Below are 21,071 nucleotides of genomic sequence, written 5' to 3'. Positions count from 1 at the left end.
CGCCACGGCTCGATCTGCGCGTGGCTCCGGGGTCCGAATCCGCGCGTCGTCGACGTTTCCGCGAGTATGAACGATGGCTGCCCGGCAAGATCAACGACGGACAGCGGAATTTGCCGGATTCGTCGGATCGATGAGCGGTAGCACACCTTGAGCGATGAGCGCCGCCGCGGCAACGGATCCCACATGATCGTTGAGCGTGCCGGTCTCGTGACGTGTAAACAGATGCGTACCGTCCGGCGAAGCGACCAAACCATGGAAGTTCAGATGATCCGCGCCACAACCACGGCCAGCACCCTCCGGGCGATCGATCTCCGAGCGACCACTATCCAGACTGCCACCGTCCGCAGGTTCCGCATGCTCCACCTGCGCGAACGCGCCGATCGGGAATGTGCAGCTGCCGCCCAGCGCGGTCATGAACTCGCGTTCGGTCAGTACGGCGTCGCGCGTGGCCGGATCGTCGATCGCCGCCAATAGTTCCAGCGTCTGCGTATCGTCGGCCCTGCATTCCACCACCATCGCACCCTGCCCGGCGGCGGGCAGCAGCACGTCGCGCAGCGAAAGCCGGTACAGTCCGCCGAGTTCGGGATGGCCGTCGCCAGTCTCCGGATACAGTCGGTTCAGTCCCGCTTCGGCCAGGATCACGCCGTCGAGTCGTTCGGTCTCGATCTTGCGCACACGGGTGTCGATGTTGCCGCGGATCGGCACGATCTCCAGATCGGGCCTCCGATGCAGCAGCTGCGCCTGCCGTCGCAAACTGTTCGTGCCGATGCGCGCCCCCTGCGGCAGATCGTCAAGACTCGCATACGGACGCGGCGAGATCAGACAGTCGAACGGCGAATCACGTTTGGGAAAGCATCCCAATACGAGCCCGTCAGGCAGCACAGGTTGCACGTCCTTGAGACTGTGCGCGGCGAAGTCGATCGTGCCATCGAGCAGTTCGCGTTCGATCTCCTTGACGAACACGCCCTTGCCGCCGATGGCCTGAAGACTGGAGCGAAGATCACGATCGCCCTGCGTAACGATCGGCTTCGGCGTGATCGTGACGTTAGGGAACCGTTCCCGCAGCGCATTGCAGATCAGTTCCGTCTGTCGCAGCGCCAGACGGCTCTTGCGCGTACCGATGCGGAATTCGCGTCCCATCACTCGCCTATCACTCCCCGTTCCCGGCCGCGCGATCATCCGTCCGCGCCGGCGATACCGTCAATGCCGACAGCCCACTGTAGCAGTCGGCAACCGGGAACATTGCCGGGAGGCTATACGTAGAAGTTATGGGATCCGCACATCACCGGTCGACCACGTCGTCGGTGTTGCGCGGCATCAGGCTGACGGGCGCGATCTCGTGTGCATCGTCCAACGGTTTCCCGGCGATCAGACGCAGCGCCTTGCGTGCCGCGTCCGCGCCCATCGTCTGCGGATCCTGCCGGATCGTGGTCAGGCCGAGCACGTCTGCGTACGTGCTGTCGTCGAATCCGATGATCGAATAGTCGCGCGGCGTACGTTTGCCGTATCGTTCGAGCCGCAGCATGAGCGGGATGGCGATCATGTCGGCCTGGCAGCAGATCGCGTCGGGGAACGTGTCGAGTTCCAGCAGTCGCGACAGGATCGCGGACAGCGCCTGCGGCGACGAGATCGACGCGAGCGCCGACTGGTCGCGCGGCACGGAGATCACCTGCCAGTCGAGTGCGATGCCGTTTGCCTGCGCCGTTTCACATGCGCGGCGGAATCCCTGTTCGCGCTTGTCGATGCTGGCGCTGAGCGTGTGCACGGCGTCCGCGCACACGTAGACGAGATGTCGATGACCGAGTTTGATGAGATGCTGCGCGGCCATGAGCATGCCCTGCTCGTCGTCGATGGACACTGAGGCATCGAAGCCGTCGATGTCCGGCGTATTGATGCCGATGATCGGCACCTGGGCGCGTTTGAGCTGTTCCACTTCGTGCGGGTCGATGGCGAACGACGCGACGAATACCGCGTCCACGTTGCGCCGGATCGGCAGTGTTTCGAAGAACCGTTGCCGGGTTTGTGCGGTGTCGATATGTGGGAAGAGCGCGATGTCGTATCCGGCCGGATGCAGTACGGATTCAAGTCCGGCGAGCGTGGCGGCGTTGAACCAGCTGGTGATGCCGTCGTTCATGAGCATCGCCACACGGTTGGTGCGGCCGGATTTGAGGGTGGCCGCGGATCGGGAGATGTTGAAGTCGAGTTCGTCCGCCACGCGCATGACCTTGGCTCGCGTACGGTCGCTCACCATGTCCGGTCGGGTGAACGCGCGTGACACCGTTGAGATGGAGACCCCCGCCTTGGCCGCCACATCCTGAATGGTCGCCTGCATTGTTCCTCGCTTCCTCGACGCCGAGTCGCTTGAACTTCCCGACCATTCTAAGTGGCCCGCCCCGACAGCTCCCAAAGCCATCGCGTGATCCGCTCCTTCACTTTCCGTGCCCGCGACGGGTCCTTTCCGTACGTGGAGACCGTGACCATCAGCCCGTCATGCTCCGTCACGGCCACGTTTCCGAAGTTCGATTGCACGGGGTCGGCGGCGTTGTTGATCAGCGGCACGCCCGCCGCCCTGGCGTCATGCACAACGAGAGCGTTCACGGCGGGATCGTCCGTGCACGCGATGACGATGAACGCGCGGGCGAGACCAGCGTCGCCGTCGTGACCAAGATCGGTTTGATCATCGTCGCGACCGGCGGCGAATAAGTTATCCCCAGACTTGTATGGCTTATCCACCCACGCCACACGTCCCCGCTCCACTTCGTCCGCAATGCGCGGGTCTATCGCCGGACTGATCACGGTCACATGTGCACCGGACCGCAGCAGGGACGCGACCTTGCGCGCGGCCACGTGTCCGCCGCCAACCACCACGGCCAGACGTCCGCGGATATCAAGATTCACCGGATACGGTCGCGGCGACTCCGCCCCGTCCACATCACCGTTCGCGCCGCCGCTCGCCGAGCCCTCCGTCATCACGGCTCCAGCAGCGACGCCACGCCACCGACTACGATCAGCGCGGGCGCGCCAAGTCCGGCCTCGTCCACGGCGGCACGAATGCCCGCGAGGTCGGAGCGCACGGCCCGCTGCTGCTCGCGCGTGGCCCACTGGATCACGGCGATCGGCGTATCGGCCGGCTTGCCGTTGGCGATCAGATTGCCAGTGATGCGGTCGAGCGACTCCATGCCCATGAGGAACACGAGCGTACCCTCCATGTGCGCGATGTTGTCCCAGTCAAGCTCATGTCCCTCGCGCTTGCGATGCCCGGCGATCACGTGGAAGCTCGACGCGTAGTCGCGGTGCGTCACAGGAATGCCCACGGCCGCCGGCCCTGCGATGGCGCTGGTGATGCCCGGCACGATCTCCACGCGCACACCCCGGTCGTGCAGATACTTCTGCTCTTCGCCGCCGCGGCCGAACACAAACGGGTCGCCGGACTTGAGCCGCACCACGCGCCTGCCGTCAAGCGCGAGGCGGGCAAGCATATCGTTGATCTCACGCTGCTTCACCGGATGATGATGCGCGGACTTGCCCACGTCGATGCGCTCGGCGTCGTCGCGCGCGAACTCGAGCAGTTCGGGGTTGACGAGCCGGTCATACACGATCACGTCGGCTTCCTCGATCCGTCGCTTGCCGCGTAATGTCAGCAGTTCCGGGTCGCCCGGCCCGGCGCCAACCAGCGACACCAGTCCAGGTTCGTTGCGCGTCGCCGCGGTTTCGATATTGTCGTTCGTCCCGCTGCCGTCGAGCACCTCGCCGTTGTCGGTCATGTTCCCCTCCGTTCGCCGTCGCGCACGCATGCGCGCCGTCATCAGTCACTCGTTCCAACATACCCGCCCGCGCAGGGCGTCCGGAACGTTCCTCGAACGCGCATTCCTTGCGATCATTGGCTTCGATCAGCCGTCATAACAAACCGGTATAGGGGTTCCCGCCGCCGTCCGAACGCGGTTCGTCCGGAACGATTACGCTGGGGAGGCGGAAAATTCGTCGATCGTATGGACAGCATTGGGGGAAATTCATGACGGAACGCACATCTCATAACGACGCGTATACCGACGCACTGCGGTTCGATCGTCATCGTCGTCTGCGCACAAGCGCGGCGCTGCGTGATCTGGTGCGCGAGACGCACGTGTCGAAGGACGATCTGATCATGCCGGTGTTCGTCGATGCGACGATCAGCGGCAGCCAGCCGATCGCCTCGATGCCGGGCATTTCGCGTTTCGGTCTGGACGCACTGTCCGGCGAGATCGATGAGATCGCGCAGTTGGGCATCAAGTCGATCATCGTGTTCGGCATTCCGGATCACAAGGATGACACCGGTTCGGACGCGTGGAGTGATGACGGCATCGTGCAGCGCGGCATTCGTCTGATCAAGGAGCGGCATCCCGAGCTGGTGGTGATCGCCGACGACTGCATGTGCGAATACACGTCCACCGGCCATTGCGGCATCGTACGCGACGGCGAGGTGCTGAATGACGAATCGTTGGAGTACATCACGCGCATCGCGGTGAGTCAGGCGAAGGCCGGCGCGGACATCATCGCGCCGTCGAATGCTATGGACGGGTATGTGGCGGCGATTCGCGCCGGGCTGGATGCGGCCGGTTTCGCGCAGACGCCGATCATGTCGTATGCGGTGAAGTATGCGTCGAGCTTCTACGGCCCGTTCCGCGATGCGGCGGACGGCGCTCCGCAGTTCGGCGATCGCAGCGGCTATCAGATGGATCCGGCGAATCGTCTGGAGGCGTTGCGTGAGGCGGCGAGCGACGAGCGCGAGGGCGCGGACTTCCTGATGGTCAAGCCGGCGATGGCGTTCCTGGACGTGGTGCGCGAGGTGCGCAATGCGAGTGATCTGCCTCTGGTGGCGTACAACGTCTCCGGCGAGTATGCGATGGTCAAGGCCGCGGCCGCCAACGGGTGGATCGACGAGGACCGCATCGTCAAGGAGACGCTGACGAGCATCAAGCGCGCCGGCGCCGATCTGATCATCACCTACTTCGCCAAGGACGTGGCCTCCCGCATCGACGCGCGGAAGTGGTAGGGCTTTTTCTGGCGTAGCGGTGTGAAGCCCTCCCTCAGTCCGCCTTCGGCGGCCAGCCCCCTCCCTCGGAGGGAGCACTAAGAATAACCCCTGCGTGCTCCCTCCAGAGGAGGGAGCTGTCGCGCAAATGCGCGACTGAGGGAGGGCTCGCATCGCACACGCATCCCATACGTTCGGAGTTGCCATGACCGTACTGATCACCTATCCGCGACACAGGATTCCACGGGATCTGCAGGACCGACTCGACCTCGCCACCGCACCGATCCCGCCGCTCTATTTGCCGCTGCGCCGGCTGCGAGCCGTGCCGCTGTCATCGCAGGACCGCGACTGCATCGCCCGCAGCGACTATCTCATCGTTACCAGCAACTTCGCCTTGTCCACGCTGATCGACCATATCCTGCCGTCGCTCGATTCCGCCTGGCGCGGCACGCTGATCGCACTCAGCCGCAAGATGGAAGTCTCCGCCAACGCCGCCGGACTGCGCCACGTTCTGGTTCCCGACGAAGAGAACCGTCATGGGCTACACCGTCTGCTCACCACGCTGATGCCCACGCTGCCACCCGATGCCGTCGTCACCGAACTGTGCGGCAACCTGCACGTCCCCGATTCACATGAGCCAAGTCATAAGACCGACATCGACGTCCCCAAAATCCGCATCTACGAAAACACGTGGGAACCCATCGATAAGCAGCGCGCCGCAGACGAGATCCGACGATCGCTTGCCGTAGGCAAAGCCCATGATTCAACGACCGATAATGACGTGCGCATTGATCGTATTGTGGTGACAAGCCCGTCCGCATACCAACGTTTGCAAGGCATCATCGCCGCCACCCCAGAAAGTTTTTCGAAAAAAATAACCTATTACACCCTCGGCCCCAGTACCGCCCGCATCATCGCCGCCGACCATCACCCCGTCATCCTCCCCACCACCAACACCAACGTCCTCCGCCAAACCCTGACCCAACTCCTCCGCGCTCTCCCTCCCTGCCCTAAACCCCAATGCGCCTAGATCCGGACCACCCGAGCGGAGCGGGACGACGAACGGTGCTCGACCGTATCAGCGGAGCGGTTTTGTTATGCTGCGCAAACAAAACCGCGGAGCGAGGCCGAACGGCCCGAGTGTGTCGAGCACCGTTCGTCGTCCCGCTCCGCGGCCATAGCACCGCCGGATCACCAGCGCATCACAGCATCCCCCATGAGCGCGCATACTCCACCCGAATCTCAAAGTCCCCTTCGTCGAATCCCGCGTCCAGCAGCTCCCGTTCGAGTCGTTCGTAGGATTCGCCGTCGCGTTCGGCGCGCACGCCCTTCCATGAGATGGTGACCTGCCAGTCGTCGGCGTCGCTGATGGATCGCAGCGTGCGCAGCACGCGTTCCACTACGGTGGCGCGTTCCACGCGTTCGCTGAGTGATCGGGATGCCTCGTCGAGCGAGAGTCGGGTGCGGCGGAATGGTCCGTCGGTGAAGGGGATGTCGACGATCACGTGCCAGACGACGGGCAGTCCGTTTCCGGAGTCGGCGTAGTCGTCGCGCCCGTCACGCTCGGCGGTCTGAGACTCGTCTGCGTAGGCGCCGTTTGTCCGTCCGTATTCCACTCCGGCGGCGAACGCGTCGCCTACGGGTCGGGTCTTCAGCAGGGTTGCGAAACTCATGAGATTGCTCCTTTGGTATGGCGGGTATGGCGTGGGATGGATGGGACGGATGTGATGTGCGGTGAAAGGCCGTCGCGCGAACGTCGTGACGTGAATGTCGTGACATCCACGCCGACGGCCGAGACCGTCAGGCCACCGGGATGGTGGACCAGAAGCCGGGCAGGATCACCGCGGAGAGCACGAAGCCGAGCACGATGTTGACCAGTGCGCCGATGCTGAATGCGGCGGCGGGCTTCCATCCGAGGGAGGAGAGCTGGCCGAAGCGCGTGGTCAGGCCGATGGACAGGAACGTGAACGTAAAGGCCCACGTGCGCAGTTCCTTGATGGGGGTGATCAGGTCGTTGGTGACGCCGGCGGATGCGGCGGCGCCGGCCACGGTGATCACGATGGTGAGGAAGATGGATGCGACGAAGAATCCGATGACGAACTTGGGGAAGCGGTGCCAGATCTGCGCCACGTCGAGCTTCTGCTTGGGCAGGGTGGCGGGGTCGCGGCCTTCGGCCTTGGCGGCCTTGATCTGATCCTGACGATCCCAGTAGGTCACGGCGATGAACGCAAGGATGAGGCACCATACGCCGATGAAGATGTCGCGGCCGACCACCTTCATGAGGGTGAAGGCGGCGATGCCCTGTTCGCCGAAGCTGCTGGCCGCAGTCACGCCGGCCGCGTCGGCGAATTCGGAGGTGCCAACCCAGGCGCCGGCCACGCCGTCGGGCAGTCCGAACGCCTTGCCGAGCGCGGTGAGCAGGAAGATGGAGATGATGGCCCAGACGACCACGATGGAGATCACTGCGGAGACGTGTTCCTTGCGGCTTTTGACGGCGCTGCCCACGGCGATGCCTGCGGAGACGCCGCAGATGGATCCGCCGGCGCCGAGCGTGGCGGCGAAGCGCTTGTCGAGTCCGAACACGCGGGTGGCCACGAAGTAGATGACCAGGAACGTGGAGACGGCGATGAACGTGGCCTGCAGGAACGCAACCGGTCCGGCCTTGACGATGGTGGTGAACGGCAGGGTGGCGCCGAGCAGCACGATGCCGACCTTCACGAACAGTTCGGTGCGCAGCGCGCCGCCGAAGAACCGTTCGAGGTTAAACAGGTTGCCGAGCAGCAGTCCGATGACCAGGGCGACGAGCGGCGCCTCGAGGTTGTAGGAGCTGGCGAACTTGGACGAGCTGAACACGTTGACGATGAAGCTCAGTACGAACAGGGCGAGGAATCCGCCGAGGAACGCCTGCACCTTGAGTTTGAGGAAGTATGCGGCCACGCCGAACACCACGGCGAACAGCGCGAACAGCGCGATGATGTTGGGCAGACGCTGGATGAGTCCGGCCGCGTGCGTGGTGACGCCGTTCTTGGTCACGTCGCCGCCGTTGAACAGGAACGCCCAGTTGGCCCAGCTGGGTATTTTCGCCGCGAATATGTTGAAGGTGCCGCCGACGGCCCAGATCACGAATCCGAGTACAACGATGCCGAGTCCGATGAACGTGGCCCACCAGTCCTCGCTGCCGAGGATCTTGCGTCCTTCGGCTGCAGCCGGCACCGCTTCCTTGACGCCGTGCTTGGAGGCACGGGTTACTGCTATTGGCTGCGATTGCGCCATGATGTTCCCCCTCTTCTTGTACGCGCATCCGGCCGATCCCCATCGGCGCGAGACGTGCGGTTCCCCAGTGGTCTAAGCGTGTGTTCGCTTATTGATATGATCTGGTTCGCCAGTTTGGTTCATTAATTTGGTTTATTGATTTGATTATTTGCTGGTTGGTTGTTGGTTATGGTGGCCGCAACGGAACGGATCAGGTCAGATGCCACGATCACGTGTTGAATTCCCCCGACGTGTGTCCCCCACCGTCAATTGAATCCCGTCATTGCGAAACGTTGTGTGGCAACCTTCGTTCCGTTGCGTAGTTACGATGCTATCGACCCGGCCGGCCCCAGCGCAAGCCAGTCGTTACAGCAAAAATCCGCGCGTCGCCATCGAAAGAATCGATAACGGCACGCGGATGCGTTCACCATAGTCATACGGCCCGATCGTGTTCTACAGACCGAACTTCGGAGCGACGTTGAGTCTGCCCAATCCCTTTCCCGCAGTGCCCGATGCGGCGCCCGTGCCAATGCCGAGATCCTTCTTGTCGACCCGCACCATGCAGAAGTCAGCGTGATCGGATTCTTCCTCGTCGTCGGCCACGCCGGTGAGCGCCTGCTTCTCCGGATCCACTCCGTCCACCGTTGTCACGGTCAGTACTTCGTCCGAGGCGCCGGGCACACGGAACGTGGTCACGTCGATCGGCGCGATCGACGTCTCCTCCGGCCTCGGCACCTGCGGCACCCACTCGTACGGAGCACGATAGGCCCGGTACACCATGTTGGAGGCGAATCCGGGCGCCAGATCCTTGAAGTACGGGTTGATGTACTCCCACACGATTCGATGGTCGGCGGTCACCTCGATCAGACGCCCGTCAGAGCCTTCGGTGATCAGCGTGTTGCCGTTGGGCAGACGCTGCGCGGAGGAGATGAACGACGAATAGAACTTCGAACCGTCGGAGAACGGCATGAAGCCGGCTTCGAGCGGAGTGTACTGCCAGACGATCTCCAACGTGATCGGATTGATCTCCAGCACACGCGAATAATCACGATGCACGGCGTTGGTGCCATCCGGAGCGATCGCATTCGGACGATCGTATCCGGCCGCACCACCGTTGTCGAACACGAGCAGATTTCCCGCGCCAGGCAGACCCTGCGGAATCAGATGGAAATGATGCTGTCCGACGATCGGCCCGATCTTCCTCACGGCCTCGGTCTCGGTGAAGTCCGGCCCCAGCCGCCACACAAGCCGGCCGGTCTTCTTGGAGATGATGGCAAGAATATTGGCGTTCCTCGAATCGAGAATGATGTTGTCCGGGTGGAACCGTTCGTCGCCACGCTCATACCACTTGTTCGGACCGAGCGTGGAGATGCAGTTGATGTGCAGCCAGTCGCCTCCCGCCTCGCCGCGCATGGAGGGATTGGCGCGCAGCGAGCGCTTGGCATCGTCGGAGAATCCGAGTTCGTCGAAGTGCTCAGCGGCCCGCCATTCCCATACAATCTCACCGTCCCAGGTGACTTCAATGATCTTGTCGTCGATGAGCAGCTGGTCGGTGATTTCCGGATGGTAGGAGTTCTCATGCGTCAGGATCAGCGTATTGCCCGAATCGGTCTTCGGGTCAAGTCCCGGCGCATAGTATCCGGTCGGCGAACCCTCACGTTCGTAGTCGTGATGCTGGCGGGCCATATATCGGGGCTCCCTACCCTCATCGTGCACGAGTTCGGTGCGATCCCACTTCCATTCCACGTGACCGTCCCACGACACCTGCAGCAGGTCGATCTGGTCCTGGTAGGCGGCGTTCCCGCCCCGCGCACCCGACGTGCCGAACACCGATCCACCCGGCAGCAGCTTATTGGGGAAGCCGGCGAGCCCGGCCCAGCGGTTCACCTCACGTCCATTCATGTCAATGAGCAGAGCACCCTTCGGCGTCGGCAACAGCGTGTAGCCGTTCCACGCCTCGTCACGGTCGTACACGGTGACCCCGGTCGGGTATACGGTTGGGTATCCCATACATCACATCCTTATTTGTCGTTTATCTGTCGTATCTCGTCTGCTTGATTGCCGTAATCGTCGTCTTCAGGAGACCAATGCCGGTTCGCGCGTCTGCACGAAGTGGTCGTACACCCGCTTCTTGTACCCAGCGAACGCCGTACCTCCACGGTCGCGATGCTCACCCAGATCCACGTCGATGATCTCCTCGATGCGTCCCGGCCGGTTTGACATCACCACGATCCGATCGGCCAGATATACGGCCTCCTCGATGTCGTGCGTCACCATAAGCATCGTGCTGTGCTGCTGTCTGCGGATCTTCAACAGCTCATCCTGCAGCTCGATCTTGGTCAGCGCATCCAAAGCGCCGAACGGCTCGTCGAGCAGCAGAATCTCCGGATCCGTGGCGAGCGCGCGGGCGATGGCCGCTCGCTGCGACATGCCTCCGGACAGCTGACTCGGATAGGCGTTACGGAAATCACGCAACTTGACCATGCCGAGCAGACGGTCCGTGATCCGGTCGCGCTCGCCGCGGGACCGTCCCTTCAGCCCGAACTGGATGTTCTGTCCGATGCTCATCCAGGGAAACAGTCGGTGTTCCTGGAAGATCATGCATCGGTCGGTTCCCGGTTCGGTGATGGTTCGGCCGTTGAGTTCGCATCGTCCGGTCGTGGGCTGTTCGAGTCCGGCCACGATCTTGAGCAGTGTTGATTTGCCGCAGCCGGAGTGCCCGACGATGACGAGCAGTTCGCCGTCACGCACGTCCAGATCGACGTCGTCGAGCACAGAGATCGGCTTGCCGTTGACGATGAAGGTTTTGCTTACGTTGTGTATGTTCAGGTTCACGCTCATCGGACTATGCCTTCCTTACCAGTTCCCACGGGGTTGCGGCCTTGGAGATCGCCGTCAGTATCAGGTCCATCAGCACGCCGGCCACGGCGATGACGATCATGCCGGCGAAGACGATCGAGTAGTCCATCAGGCTTCGCGCATCGTTGATGCGGAATCCGATGCCGGAGCTGGCCGCGATCATCTCGGAGCCGACCACGGCCATCCATGAGATGCCCAGCGCAAGCTTGAGTCCGACGAAGATCGACGGCAGAGCACCCGGCAGGTAGATCTCGCGGAACAGCCGCCACTTCGATAGCTGGTACATGCGTCCCACCTCGACGAGCTTGCCGTCCACGCGGGTGATGCCGGAGATCGTGTTCATGAGGATCGGGAAGAACGAGGCGAGGAAGATCACGGCGACCTTCGATCCTTCGCCGATACCGAACCACATGACGAGCAGCGGCACCCACGCCATCATCGGAATCTGTCGGATCGATTTGAACACGAGCATGAAGAACCGGTTCGCCGACAGGCTCATACCCATGATCACGCCGAAGAAGATGCCGAATACCGCGGCGAGCGAGTATCCCTTGAGGATTCGGCTGACGCTGATGAGCAGATCGTTCCTGAACGTGCCCGTCGTCAGCTGTTCGACGATCGTCTGTCCGACGGACGAGATGGACGGCAGCACGATCGACGACATCGCACCGGACGCACTGGCCGCATGCCATGCGATGAATACGCCGAGCGGCAGGATCAGCACGAACAGCGTGTCGAACACCTTTTTTGCCACGGCAAGACCGTGTTCCGCGGCCGGATTGATCGCGTTCTCGCCGTTGGAGTCCTTGGCCGTCGCTTGGATCTCGCTGCTACGCAGCCGTTCGATCCTGCGCCTGATGCCATGCCTGCCAAACGCCACAACGCCTGCCACGACCAGATACAGTACGATGGGCAGCACCGCGGAAAGCAGTCGATGATTCGTCTGAGCAGCCGCGTCGGAGCTGCCGGACTCGGCACCAGTGACGCCCGCCACCGCCGCGCTCGCATCCTGCTTGGCGGTCGCGGCCGGCACCTTCTTCTCCTGCTCGTATTCGATGATGGCCTTGCGCAACGGTTCCGGATCAGTCCACGACTGCACGTCGACGGTGTTGCTGATGAGCTTGTTCTTCAGTTCGAAGTCCTGTACGGATTCCAGAGATGAAATCAGGTTCTTGCTGAGCGTGACCGGATGGCCGACGTTGGGATCAGGCACCTCGGTGGCCTGTACCACCGACAGCGGGTTGCCGGACCGCTGTGCGGACAGCCGCTCGAACGCGTCGTGATCCTTGACGATGTCGTCCTTGGCCTTGAGCACGGCCACCGTGACGTCGGGATGCTGCTTGGCGAAGTCGGTGCGCGCGATCAACGTACTGGGCTCATAGAACGTCTTCTTGTCGGCCTTGATGCCCGCGTGGATCACCTTGACCTTGCCTTCGTTGACCAGCTGCTGTTCCTGGCCGGCGGATACGACGGCCGCATCCACGCCGCCCGTGGCCAGCGTCGACAGACCGTCGGGCAACGCCGCGTTCACGGCCTCGATATCGGAGAACTGCAGATGGGCCTGGTCAAGTACCTTGATGAGGTACATCTGCGGTGTGGCGCCGCGCTGGTACGCGACCTTCTTGCCTTTGAGATCGTTGATCGAATTGATACCGGACTTGGTGGACGCAACCAGGCGCCAGCCGGAGTTGTAGCCGGTCACTGCCAGCAGTGTGGTGTCGATGCCCTTGGACTTGCCGAGGATCCCAGCAAATCCCGCATAATCCACGTAGTCGATGTCCCCGGCGGTGAGCGCCTCGTGCAGAGCGGGCGCCGCACCGACGAATCCGGTGCCTTCGGCCTTGTACCCGAGCGGCTTGAGATAGTCGTTCAGATACCCCTTTTCCAGTGCCACGCCGAGCACGCCATTGTTCCAGTTGCTGCCCGATGAGGGGAAGCCGAACCTCACGGTCTTAAGATCGGCCGTCGACTCCTGCTGGGTGCCATTCGTTTCATTCGACTCTTCCGCCATCGCGGACTGCGGCAGCGCTGCGGACAGAAACGTCGCCGTCAGCAATGCCACGACGGCCGTCACCGCCGCGAGTCGCGTCACGGCCAGTGAACGTATTCGCCACGATTCCGGCCATTCCCATGCCCATATACGCATAGAGCTTCCCCCATTCGAAAGTTCGGAAAACATCGGTCGGCGTTCCGACCCCCATCGGAACGCCGACCTGCAACGAAAGAATTCGTTACGGCCGATAGTACGGCATATGGCGGCGCGACGATCCCGTTCCGCTCAAGCCGTTCCTTATACCGTCTTATCGATCGCGCCGACCAGACGGCAGCGAGACACGCAAATAATGATCCGCGTTCGATCGCTTCAGCTGTGCAGCGGCTGCTTCCTGTCCGGGTACAGCTGCTCGGCCAGATGGTTCACCGCGCGTGGCACTTCGCCGAAGCCGGCGGAGATGAGCTTCACCTTGCCCGGATAGTTCACCGCGTCGCCCACGCCGTAGATGCCGGGCACATCGGTCTCCAGATACTCGTTCACCTGCAGATCGCCGCGCTTGACCGGCAGTCCCCAGTCGCGCAGCACGTGGTTGTCGGACGTGAATCCGTAGTTGACGAGCAGCGCGTCCACGTCCAGGTCGAGCACCTCGTCGCTTTTGATCTTCGCGAGTTCGATGTGCAGTCCGTCCGGCGTGCCGGTCACGGTGGTGAACTTGTACGGCGTCAGGATCGCCACCGTGGACTCCTTGAGTCTGGTGACGCTGGATTCGAGCGCACGGAAGTTGTCACGACGGTGGATCAGCACCACCTTGTCGGCGATCTGCTCGAGTTCGAGAGCCCAGTCGATCGCCGCGTCACCGCCGCCGGCCACGGCCACGGTCTTGCCCTTGAAGTCGGCCAGACGCTTGACGAAGTAGAACACCTTGCGCCCGTCGAGCTGCTCGCGATCGTAGTCGATGGCCAGCGGACGCGGGCTGAACGCGCCGCTGCCGATGGCCACGATCACGCTGCGCGTATGAATTTCACGGGCCGCGGTGCGCAGGATGAACGTGCCGTCGTCAAGGCGTTCGAGCCCGGTCACCTCCTCGTTCGTGTGCACGCCGATCTTGTCTCCGAACGAGTCGATCTGACGTTTGAGATTGGCGATGAGCTCCGCGCCCGTGCCCGACACGAATCCGGCGATGTCGTGGATCGGCTTCTCCGGGTAGAGCGCCGCCACCTGGCCGCCGAGTTCGGGCAGACTGTCGACCAGCTGCACACTGAGATTGCGCATGGCCGAGTAGAACGCGGTGAACATGCCCACCGGTCCCCCTCCGATCACGGTCACGTCGGTCAGCGTCTCATCGGTCATGATATGTTCCCCCTACTGCTATATCGATTCGTCCATGCGAGCGTCATCCCTTCGTGCTCCCCTTCGGAAAGCCAGGCTCTTGCCCTTTGTGCTCCCTGTTGGAAAGTCAGCAGGTCTCTATCCTTTGTGCTCCCTCCGTGGGAGGGAGCTGGCCGACCGCAGGTCGGACTGAGGGAGGGATCCCGAACCCATGCACCGCACGAATCCCGCCATCCCCCGCACCCATAGCGCATGACGATAGCCGCAAGTATACGGATTCATCCCCGCTTGCGAAACAGTGCCTTATACCACCAAAACGTTGCAATTTCAACGATTGATAACGTCCCACAAATAGAACCGTCACCGCTCTTTTCCACGGCAGCCCTTGTTTGACACCCGTTTTTCGTTGCAATTCCAACGGTTTCACGCCCTTTTGCACCGCCTTTCCCCGTTTTGACAGTCCGCCGAGCGCGTTTGTACGCTGTGAGCCATACGGTCGGCCACGCAATCGCGGCGAGGCCGCGCCAATACGGGGTTTTACATTATTTTTTTGGGGGTCACATGAGCTATACCGCCACCTGGGCAGATCAAAAGCTCAACGCGAACGAGATCAGCAAGCTCAACGAAGACGGCCTTGACGTGTTCAAGGATCTTCCCGAACTGGTCAAGAAGCCGTTCTCGGAGATCGACAAGAGCTACTACATGTACTTCAAGTACGCCGGCCTGACGGTGCAGAAGCCGCAGGACGAGGGCTACTTCATGATGCGCATCAAGATCCCCGGAGGCCGCGTGACCGTGAAGCAGGCGGATCATCTGGCGTGGATCGGCCGCACGTATGGCCACGGCGTCGTCGATCTGACCACGCGTCAGGCCGTGCAGTACCACTGGATCCCGTTCGCCGAGCTCGTCGACATCTTCGCCGGCATCGAGGCTGTCGGCCTGACCACGGTGGGCGCGGAAGGCGACATCACGCGCAACATCATCGACAATCCACTGTCCGGTATCGACCCCGACGAGCTGTTCGACACCCGTCAGACCGTGCTCGACGTCTACCGTCGCTTCCAAGGCAACTACGACTATTCGAACCTGCCGCGCAAGTTCAAGATCTCGATCAGCAGCAACCGTCACAACTCCGGCAATGCGGAGATCAACGATCTGGCGTTCATCCCGGCCACCAAGCGCATCGGCCGCCATACGGTCAAGGGATTCAACGTGAAGGTGGGCGGCGGCCTGGGCATGAAGCCGATGCTCGCCCAACAGCTCAACATCTTCGTCACGCCCGATCGCGTGGCCGACCTCGCCGAGGTCGTCTGCCGTCTGTTCCGCGACTACGGCTACCGTCGCAGCCGCTCCAAGGCCCGCCTCAAGTTCCTCATCAAGGACTGGGGCGTGGAGAAGTTCGAAGACAAGATCCGCGAATCGCTGCCCGATCTGCAGACCAAGGGCGTCTCCAAGGTCAAGGGTTGGACGAACGGCACCGCACTCGGCGTGCACCGTCAGCTACAGGACGGCTACTACTACGTGGGCGTGAGCGTGCCGTCCGGCCGTATTCAGGCCGACGACTTCCAGGCGCTGATCGACGTGGCACGCAAGTACGGCAAGGATGAGATCCGATTCGACCACTGCCAGAATCTCATGATCCCGTGGATCAAGGAGGAGGATCTGCCTGCGCTTGAGGCCGAGCCGATCTTCGAACGTTTCTCGATCCATCCGCGTCTGCTGGCCGACTATGGCACCACGTGCACGGGTGCCGAATACTGCAATCTGGCGAACGCGTACACCAAGACCGTGTTCAAGCCGCTGGTCGAGGAGCTCGACAAGCGATTCAGCTTCGATTCCCCGCTGAACATCACGCTCACGGGATGCGGCAACGGCTGCGCACACCGTTCCATCGCCGACATCGGCATCGAAGGCGTTCACGCCCGCACGGCCGACCGTCAGCATACGGCAGGATACAAGCTGTCCGTCGGTGGCAGTCTGCTGAACGGCGGCCACTTCAACGAGCAGCTGAAGGGCGTGGTCTCCGCCGCGCAGCTCACCGACGCGGTGGGCTCGCTGCTCGCCGACTATCAGGATTCCCACGAGAAGAACGAGTCGTTCTACGACTACTACCAGCGCACGGGAACCGAACATTTTCAGGAAGTTTTTGACAATTATCTGACCACCCTACCCGCAACGGAGGTACTGAAATAATGAGCACCAAGATCGTTTTCACGAGCGCGACCGGCAACACCAAGGAAGCCGTGGAACTGCTCGAGGAGGCCCTGCAGGATCTGGATCAGGACGTGGAGGTCTTTGACGCCGAGGACGGCGTGGAGGTCGACGAGTTCTTCGACGGCGCCGACAACTACGTCGTGGCCAGCTGGAGCGATGGAGACAACGGTGAGGTGCCTGGCGGCATCGTCGACTTCTACGACGATCTGGACGGCTACGATCTGTCCGGCAAGAAGGTGGCCGTGCTCGGCACCGGCGACACCAGCTACCCGCACTTCTGCGCCGCGGTCGACATCTTCGAAAAGCTGCTCACCGCGGATGGCGCGGAACTGGCCGCACCGTCCCTGAAGATCGAGCTCGCCCCCGACGACGACGCCATCGACAAGATCAAGGATCTCGCCAAGACCCTCGCCGTCTGACCCTTTGGCTCCTCACCGGGACTGACTCGGACCGTTCTTCCTTAGCCTCTTCCCGAGGCCAAGCCGACCATCTTTTCTTCTCGGCTCCCCTCGCTACCGAGGGGAGCTGTCGGCGCAGCCGACTGAGGGGAGCCACCAATCCCAATACGACGCTCTCTCTTTTCCCTCCCCGACGATGGGTCCATCTCACCTCCATTCCTTTGGATCCCCTCCGCGGGAGGGGAGCTGTCCGTACAACGGACTGAGGGGACGTACCACGCTTCATTCCATACCACCTCGCAATCACCCAAGGACCTCACATGACCACCGGCTATCTCTACGTCCTGCACGGACGCCGCGGCAAAATCCCCGAGTCCAATCTCGACCTGCTCAACGATTTCATCCAGCGTTCCGAGCAGATCGGCCGCATCGCTTTTCTTGAGGGTGACGAACAGACCCTGGAAGACGGCATCCGCGATCTGCAGTCCCATGTTTCCAAGCTGGTGATCGTGCCGGTCCTGCTGTTCTCCGCCACGCACATGCGTTGGGATATTCCGCAACGCACCCGCAAGGTGTTGAAGCCCGGCGTTTCCTTGTCCGTCACCGAGCCGTTGGCCACCACGCGCGCGGTCCGCGATTACTTGGTCGATCACCTCGGCAAGGCGGTCGCAGAGCATCCAGGACGTCGCATTCTGCTGGTCGCCCACGGTACCCCGCATTTTCCGGAACCCTTCGCCCAGCTACAGGGGCTTGCCGCCGATGTGGAACGTCAGATCGGCGTACCAATCATCTGCACAAATCACATCGGACAGCCAAAGATCGAAGAGACACTGCGCATCGACCCCGGTCCGCTGATCGTCGAACGACTGTTCCTTACCGACGGCCGTCTCGCCAACAAGATCAAGGCCCGCGTCGAAGCATTGACCTCCGACGCTGTGTTCCTGCCCACGCTGGAGGACGATCCCGTCATCACCAACGCCATCCAGGAACGCCTCAACGACCTCGCCCTCACCCCTGCCCACTGATCCCAACCTTCTGGCTCCCCTCCCTACGGAGGGGAGCTGGCCGCCGCATGGCGGACCGAGGGGAGCCCCAAGACACCATTCACCTCGCTCTCTTCACGTGGAATAATGGTTTCCATGACGGATTTCCATACCAGCCCGAGCAGCAACGTCGATCAGATCGTCGACGCGTTCGGGCGTTTTGATGCGAAGGTGGATGCCATGCGCGAGCGGCGACTCAGCGACCCTGATTCTCTCGGCGACAAGCTGCTGAAGTTCGCACTGCCTTCCATCGCCGGCTTCATAGCCAGCAAGGCGTTCCAGATCCTGTGGAACAGCACCGTCTCCAACCGCACTGTGAAACGATCCGGCCGCCACACCGCCCAATCCGATGTTTCACGTGAAACAATCACCGATTCTGGTTCACTCGGCGACGGCGTCGTCGATGAACGAGAAAGCCTGTTCATGAGCATCACCTTCTCCGCATTGTCCGCGGCATTGAGCGCTGTCGTATCCCAGCTCTCCGACCGAGGTTCCCAAGCCTTGGTCACCCGTCGCCACAATCATCGCTCCCGCTGAGCCTATTCCTGTAGTCATCCACACGCATCCTTTCGACGCGGCAATTTACTCCAAGTCTCTTGACCTCCTCGCCGAGACTGTGCACCCATGACGGGGAGTGCCGGCGACGTTTCCGGGAGTTCGTGTGGGAGCTGGAGGTGAGCGGCAGCACACGGCTGGCACGGCCGGTCGCTCTTGTGGGGCGAGTCGTCGGTGTCGATCGATCGGGGGGGGGTTCAGCTGGTTGCTGCTCGGAGCTCCCCTCAGTCCGCCTCCGGCGGACAGCTCCCCTCCGCGGGAGTGGAGCCACGCGTACGCCATCTCTTCCGGCTCCCCTCCCGTGGAGGGGAGCTGTCGGCGTCAGCCGACTGAGGGGAGTTCCCAAACCCATTCACCTCTCTATCCCAGACAGCCGAATACCCATATTCCCCGTTCTCCCATCGAACAATCCACCCGCCATCCACACCGATCTCTGCCACAATGGACCCATGACAGAGCACACTTACAATCTCGATAATCCGACGATCCAGACCCTGCTGAACCGTCGTTCCATCCGCGCGTTCGCCGACGAACCCATCCCCGCCGACGTCGTCGATACACTGGAATCCGTGGCACAGCACGCCGCATCCAGTCAGTATCTCAACGACTGGTCCGCCATTCGCATCACCGATCCCGAGATCGCCGCGAAGCTGGCCGAGATCGGCCGACAGCCCTATATCGCGCAGGCGCCGCTGCTCTACGTGTTCATCCTCGACGAGCATCGCAACGCCACGATCGCCAAGGCCAAGGGCGTCGACCCCGATTCCGACGATTTCACGCTGAATGGCAGCTACCGTTACACGCAGGCGCAGAACGACGCTGTGCTCGCCCTGCATGCCATGGAGACCGCAGCCTATTCCCTCGGTCTTGGTTGCGTGATCCTCGGTTCGCTGCTCAACGATGTGGACGCGTTGATCGACGTGCTGCACCTGCCTAAGTACACCTATCCCGTGCTGGGTCTTGCGATTGGCAAGCCGGCGCAGGATCCTGCGCTGAAGCCGCGTCTGCCCAAGTCCGTGCAGTTCTTCGAGAATACGTATCCTGAGGATTCCGACGACGTCCTGTCTGCGATCGCCGATTTTGACGCCGATGTCCACCGCTACTACGATCTGCGCAATACGGATCGTCCGGTCGACGCCTTCAGCGATCAGATCGCGCAGAACGCCACCGCCAGCATGAACGGCCGCAGCGTCAATCCCCCCGCCACCCGCCAAGGCTTCCGCCTCGACCGCTAGCTCTCTTCCCCTGCCCTCAAGGACATACAAATTCGCAGCCATATGGTCTGGTCGCGGGGTGTGGGGCATGTGATGTTCGATACACTCAAGGCCGTTCGGCCTCGCTCCGGTGTTTGCTTGCGCAGCATAGCAAACACCTCCGCTGCTTACGATCGAACATCACATGCCCCACACCCCGCTCAGCTGTCCAATTATTTAGCGGTCATGTCATGCATATATCAGAAGCGCGTTCAGTTCATTGTCTTTTGCCGAGCCGCGCTGTGTGGGGCGTGGTGTTCGACTGTATCAGCGGAGACGATTTGATACGCTCCGCGATCAAATCGTCGGAGCGAGGCCAAACGGCCCGAGTGTGTCGAACACCATGCCCCACATGGCTCGGCGGCCATACCATAAAGGTTCAAATTCCAATGGGCAGGCAGCCTGATCCGCTACTTTCTGCGCGGTTTGTAGCCTTTTTTGCGCGAGTGGGGCTTGATCTGCTGATTGAGTGGCACATGCACCCATGCGTGATCGGGTGAGTGACTGGTCAGATGCCATGTTCCGCAGTACTGGCAGCGATACGTCCAAAGTTCTGCTCCGCGTTCGATGCGGCTCTGTTCGGCGGCTCGTTCCGCCTGGGCCTTGTCGTGATACATGATTTTCGACGAATTTGGGCATCGTTTCGGAGTGAAGAAGTGCATGATTCCGTATTATGCCTTGCTGTGCGGATGAATTGTCTCAGATATGGGAAAAGGGGAGAAGCCGTGTGGCTTCTCCCCTTTTCGGAAGAGTGGATTGCGGTGGTGTGCTACTCTCCCACACCCTGTCGAGTGCAGTACCATCGCCGTGCCAGGTCTTAGCTTCCGGGTTCGGAATGGGTCCGGGCGTCTCCCCTGGGCCATGACCGCCGCAAAATATTGAAATTATCACCGGGGATCATCCCGGTGGATGGTGGTGGTCTGGGAACCGGCTAGCGGACGCGTCGTGTGTTTTCGTGTCGATCGCAGTGTGAACCAAAAGTGCTCCGTGCTTGTCCGGGAACGTCTGGAATTCGTTCCGGGAACCCAACCCCCGAGGGTGTTGGGTTGTGTTGTCGCTCGTCCGTTAGTACCGGTCAGCTCCACCCCTCGCGGGGCTTCCACGTCCGGCCTATCAACCACGTGTTCTCCATGGGGACTACACACGCTTAACGCGTGACGGAAT

At 61.9% G+C, this 21,071-nt stretch carries 18 protein-coding genes and 2 rRNA genes; 7 read left to right on the top strand and 13 right to left on the bottom strand.

Annotated features, from left to right (window positions below; translation table 11 throughout):
* Positions 1-90 precede the first annotated feature (90 nt).
* From hemC to cobA, 4 genes are all read right to left on the bottom strand, one after another.
* On the bottom strand, positions 91-1,140 hold the full coding sequence (hemC, locus tag Tam10B_RS06200; protein WP_093960393.1) for a hydroxymethylbilane synthase: 1,050 nt from the start codon (positions 1,138-1,140) through the stop codon (positions 91-93).
* A gap of 142 nt (positions 1,141-1,282) precedes the next feature.
* Entirely contained in the window at positions 1,283-2,332 is a 1,050-nt protein-coding gene (locus Tam10B_RS06195) for a LacI family DNA-binding transcriptional regulator (RefSeq protein ID WP_093960392.1), read from the bottom strand.
* A 47-nt stretch (positions 2,333-2,379) separates the two neighbouring features.
* A complete protein-coding gene (locus Tam10B_RS06190) occupies positions 2,380-2,970 on the bottom strand; it encodes a precorrin-2 dehydrogenase/sirohydrochlorin ferrochelatase family protein (protein ID WP_093960391.1) in 591 nt (196 codons plus the stop codon).
* Positions 2,970-3,764: a uroporphyrinogen-III C-methyltransferase gene (cobA, locus tag Tam10B_RS06185; protein WP_093960397.1), complete on the bottom strand. Its 795-nt coding sequence runs from the start codon at positions 3,762-3,764 to the stop codon at positions 2,970-2,972. Before cobA ends, Tam10B_RS06190 begins: the two co-directional genes overlap by 1 nt.
* Before the next feature lie 248 nt (positions 3,765-4,012).
* Here cobA and hemB point away from each other — a divergent pair, with 248 nt between their 5' ends.
* Together hemB and Tam10B_RS06175 are read left to right on the top strand one after the other, a co-directional pair.
* A complete protein-coding gene (gene hemB, locus Tam10B_RS06180; protein WP_093960390.1) occupies positions 4,013-5,032 on the top strand; it encodes a porphobilinogen synthase in 1,020 nt (339 codons plus the stop codon).
* A 184-nt stretch (positions 5,033-5,216) separates the two neighbouring features.
* The gene (locus Tam10B_RS06175) at positions 5,217-6,041 is read left to right on the top strand and encodes a uroporphyrinogen-III synthase (RefSeq protein WP_093960389.1); all 825 of its coding nucleotides are present in this window, start codon (positions 5,217-5,219) and stop codon (positions 6,039-6,041) included.
* 172 nt (positions 6,042-6,213) lie between these two features.
* Here Tam10B_RS06175 and Tam10B_RS06170 read toward each other — a convergent pair whose 3' ends face one another.
* The 6 genes from Tam10B_RS06170 to Tam10B_RS06145 all read right to left on the bottom strand — a co-directional run bounded on the left by Tam10B_RS06170 (position 6,214) and on the right by Tam10B_RS06145 (position 14,465).
* Entirely contained in the window at positions 6,214-6,684 is a 471-nt protein-coding gene (locus Tam10B_RS06170) for a hypothetical protein (protein ID WP_093960388.1), read from the bottom strand.
* Between the two features lie 127 nt (positions 6,685-6,811).
* Positions 6,812-8,284 carry a YeiH family protein gene (locus Tam10B_RS06165; RefSeq protein WP_093960387.1) on the bottom strand — a complete coding sequence of 491 codons (1,473 nt, stop codon included), beginning with the start codon at positions 8,282-8,284 and terminating at the stop codon, positions 6,812-6,814.
* A gap of 432 nt (positions 8,285-8,716) precedes the next feature.
* Positions 8,717-10,273 (bottom strand): aryl-sulfate sulfotransferase, encoded by a 1,557-nt coding sequence (locus tag Tam10B_RS06160; RefSeq protein WP_093960386.1) that lies wholly within the window; start codon positions 10,271-10,273, stop codon positions 8,717-8,719.
* Positions 10,274-10,339: 66 nt separating this feature from the next.
* Positions 10,340-11,104 (bottom strand): ABC transporter ATP-binding protein, encoded by a 765-nt coding sequence (locus Tam10B_RS06155; RefSeq protein WP_093960385.1) that lies wholly within the window; start codon positions 11,102-11,104, stop codon positions 10,340-10,342.
* Between the two features lie 4 nt (positions 11,105-11,108).
* The gene (locus Tam10B_RS06150; RefSeq protein WP_158214147.1) at positions 11,109-13,268 is read right to left on the bottom strand and encodes an ABC transporter permease subunit; all 2,160 of its coding nucleotides are present in this window, start codon (positions 13,266-13,268) and stop codon (positions 11,109-11,111) included.
* A gap of 216 nt (positions 13,269-13,484) precedes the next feature.
* Complete coding sequence (locus Tam10B_RS06145; protein ID WP_093960383.1) at positions 13,485-14,465, bottom strand: NAD(P)/FAD-dependent oxidoreductase; 981 nt, start codon at positions 14,463-14,465, stop codon at positions 13,485-13,487.
* 540 nt (positions 14,466-15,005) lie between these two features.
* Here Tam10B_RS06145 and Tam10B_RS06140 point away from each other — a divergent pair.
* From Tam10B_RS06140 to Tam10B_RS06120, 5 genes are all read left to right on the top strand, one after another.
* A complete protein-coding gene (locus tag Tam10B_RS06140) occupies positions 15,006-16,637 on the top strand; it encodes a nitrite/sulfite reductase (RefSeq protein WP_093960382.1) in 1,632 nt (543 codons plus the stop codon).
* A complete protein-coding gene (locus tag Tam10B_RS06135; protein ID WP_093960381.1) occupies positions 16,637-17,077 on the top strand; it encodes a flavodoxin domain-containing protein in 441 nt (146 codons plus the stop codon). The genes Tam10B_RS06140 and Tam10B_RS06135 overlap by 1 nt, the downstream gene beginning before the upstream one ends.
* Positions 17,078-17,376: 299 nt before the next feature.
* Positions 17,377-18,081, top strand: a complete 705-nt coding sequence (locus Tam10B_RS06130) for a sirohydrochlorin chelatase (protein WP_093960380.1) — start codon at positions 17,377-17,379, stop codon at positions 18,079-18,081.
* Positions 18,082-18,195: 114 nt separating this feature from the next.
* A complete protein-coding gene (locus Tam10B_RS06125) occupies positions 18,196-18,636 on the top strand; it encodes a DUF4235 domain-containing protein (protein ID WP_093960379.1) in 441 nt (146 codons plus the stop codon).
* Positions 18,637-19,103: 467 nt separating this feature from the next.
* Positions 19,104-19,889 (top strand): nitroreductase family protein, encoded by a 786-nt coding sequence (locus tag Tam10B_RS06120; RefSeq protein WP_093960378.1) that lies wholly within the window; start codon positions 19,104-19,106, stop codon positions 19,887-19,889.
* A 428-nt stretch (positions 19,890-20,317) separates the two neighbouring features.
* Here Tam10B_RS06120 and Tam10B_RS13515 read toward each other — a convergent pair whose 3' ends face one another.
* The 3 genes from Tam10B_RS13515 to Tam10B_RS06105 all read right to left on the bottom strand — a co-directional run.
* The gene (locus Tam10B_RS13515) at positions 20,318-20,569 is read right to left on the bottom strand and encodes a hypothetical protein (RefSeq protein WP_093960377.1); all 252 of its coding nucleotides are present in this window, start codon (positions 20,567-20,569) and stop codon (positions 20,318-20,320) included.
* A gap of 94 nt (positions 20,570-20,663) precedes the next feature.
* A 5S ribosomal RNA gene (rrf, locus tag Tam10B_RS06110) occupies positions 20,664-20,780 on the bottom strand.
* A 172-nt stretch (positions 20,781-20,952) separates the two neighbouring features.
* Positions 20,953-21,071, bottom strand: a 23S ribosomal RNA gene (locus Tam10B_RS06105); the annotation flags it as partial.

Origin of the sequence: Bifidobacterium vansinderenii, from assembly GCF_002234915.1 — a bacterium.
GTDB lineage: Bacteria > Actinomycetota > Actinomycetes > Actinomycetales > Bifidobacteriaceae > Galliscardovia > Galliscardovia vansinderenii.
Note: the sequence above shows the minus strand (reverse complement) of the source record. Positions and strands in the feature narration are given on the sequence as shown.

Coding starts and splice junctions, on each gene's coding strand:
- hemC (WP_093960393.1), bottom strand. CDS start 1,140: ATGGGACGCGAATTCCGCATCGGTACGCGCAAGAGCCGTCTGGCGCTG.
- Tam10B_RS06195 (WP_093960392.1), bottom strand. CDS start 2,332: ATGCAGGCGACCATTCAGGATGTGGCGGCCAAGGCGGGGGTCTCCATC.
- Tam10B_RS06190 (WP_093960391.1), bottom strand. CDS start 2,970: ATGACGGAGGGCTCGGCGAGCGGCGGCGCGAACGGTGATGTGGACGGG.
- cobA (WP_093960397.1), bottom strand. CDS start 3,764: ATGACCGACAACGGCGAGGTGCTCGACGGCAGCGGGACGAACGACAAT.
- hemB (WP_093960390.1), top strand. CDS start 4,013: ATGACGGAACGCACATCTCATAACGACGCGTATACCGACGCACTGCGG.
- Tam10B_RS06175 (WP_093960389.1), top strand. CDS start 5,217: ATGACCGTACTGATCACCTATCCGCGACACAGGATTCCACGGGATCTG.
- Tam10B_RS06170 (WP_093960388.1), bottom strand. CDS start 6,684: ATGAGTTTCGCAACCCTGCTGAAGACCCGACCCGTAGGCGACGCGTTC.
- Tam10B_RS06165 (WP_093960387.1), bottom strand. CDS start 8,284: ATGGCGCAATCGCAGCCAATAGCAGTAACCCGTGCCTCCAAGCACGGC.
- Tam10B_RS06160 (WP_093960386.1), bottom strand. CDS start 10,273: ATGGGATACCCAACCGTATACCCGACCGGGGTCACCGTGTACGACCGT.
- Tam10B_RS06155 (WP_093960385.1), bottom strand. CDS start 11,104: ATGAGCGTGAACCTGAACATACACAACGTAAGCAAAACCTTCATCGTC.
- Tam10B_RS06150 (WP_158214147.1), bottom strand. CDS start 13,268: ATGCGTATATGGGCATGGGAATGGCCGGAATCGTGGCGAATACGTTCA.
- Tam10B_RS06145 (WP_093960383.1), bottom strand. CDS start 14,465: ATGACCGATGAGACGCTGACCGACGTGACCGTGATCGGAGGGGGACCG.
- Tam10B_RS06140 (WP_093960382.1), top strand. CDS start 15,006: ATGAGCTATACCGCCACCTGGGCAGATCAAAAGCTCAACGCGAACGAG.
- Tam10B_RS06135 (WP_093960381.1), top strand. CDS start 16,637: ATGAGCACCAAGATCGTTTTCACGAGCGCGACCGGCAACACCAAGGAA.
- Tam10B_RS06130 (WP_093960380.1), top strand. CDS start 17,377: ATGACCACCGGCTATCTCTACGTCCTGCACGGACGCCGCGGCAAAATC.
- Tam10B_RS06125 (WP_093960379.1), top strand. CDS start 18,196: ATGACGGATTTCCATACCAGCCCGAGCAGCAACGTCGATCAGATCGTC.
- Tam10B_RS06120 (WP_093960378.1), top strand. CDS start 19,104: ATGACAGAGCACACTTACAATCTCGATAATCCGACGATCCAGACCCTG.
- Tam10B_RS13515 (WP_093960377.1), bottom strand. CDS start 20,569: ATGCACTTCTTCACTCCGAAACGATGCCCAAATTCGTCGAAAATCATG.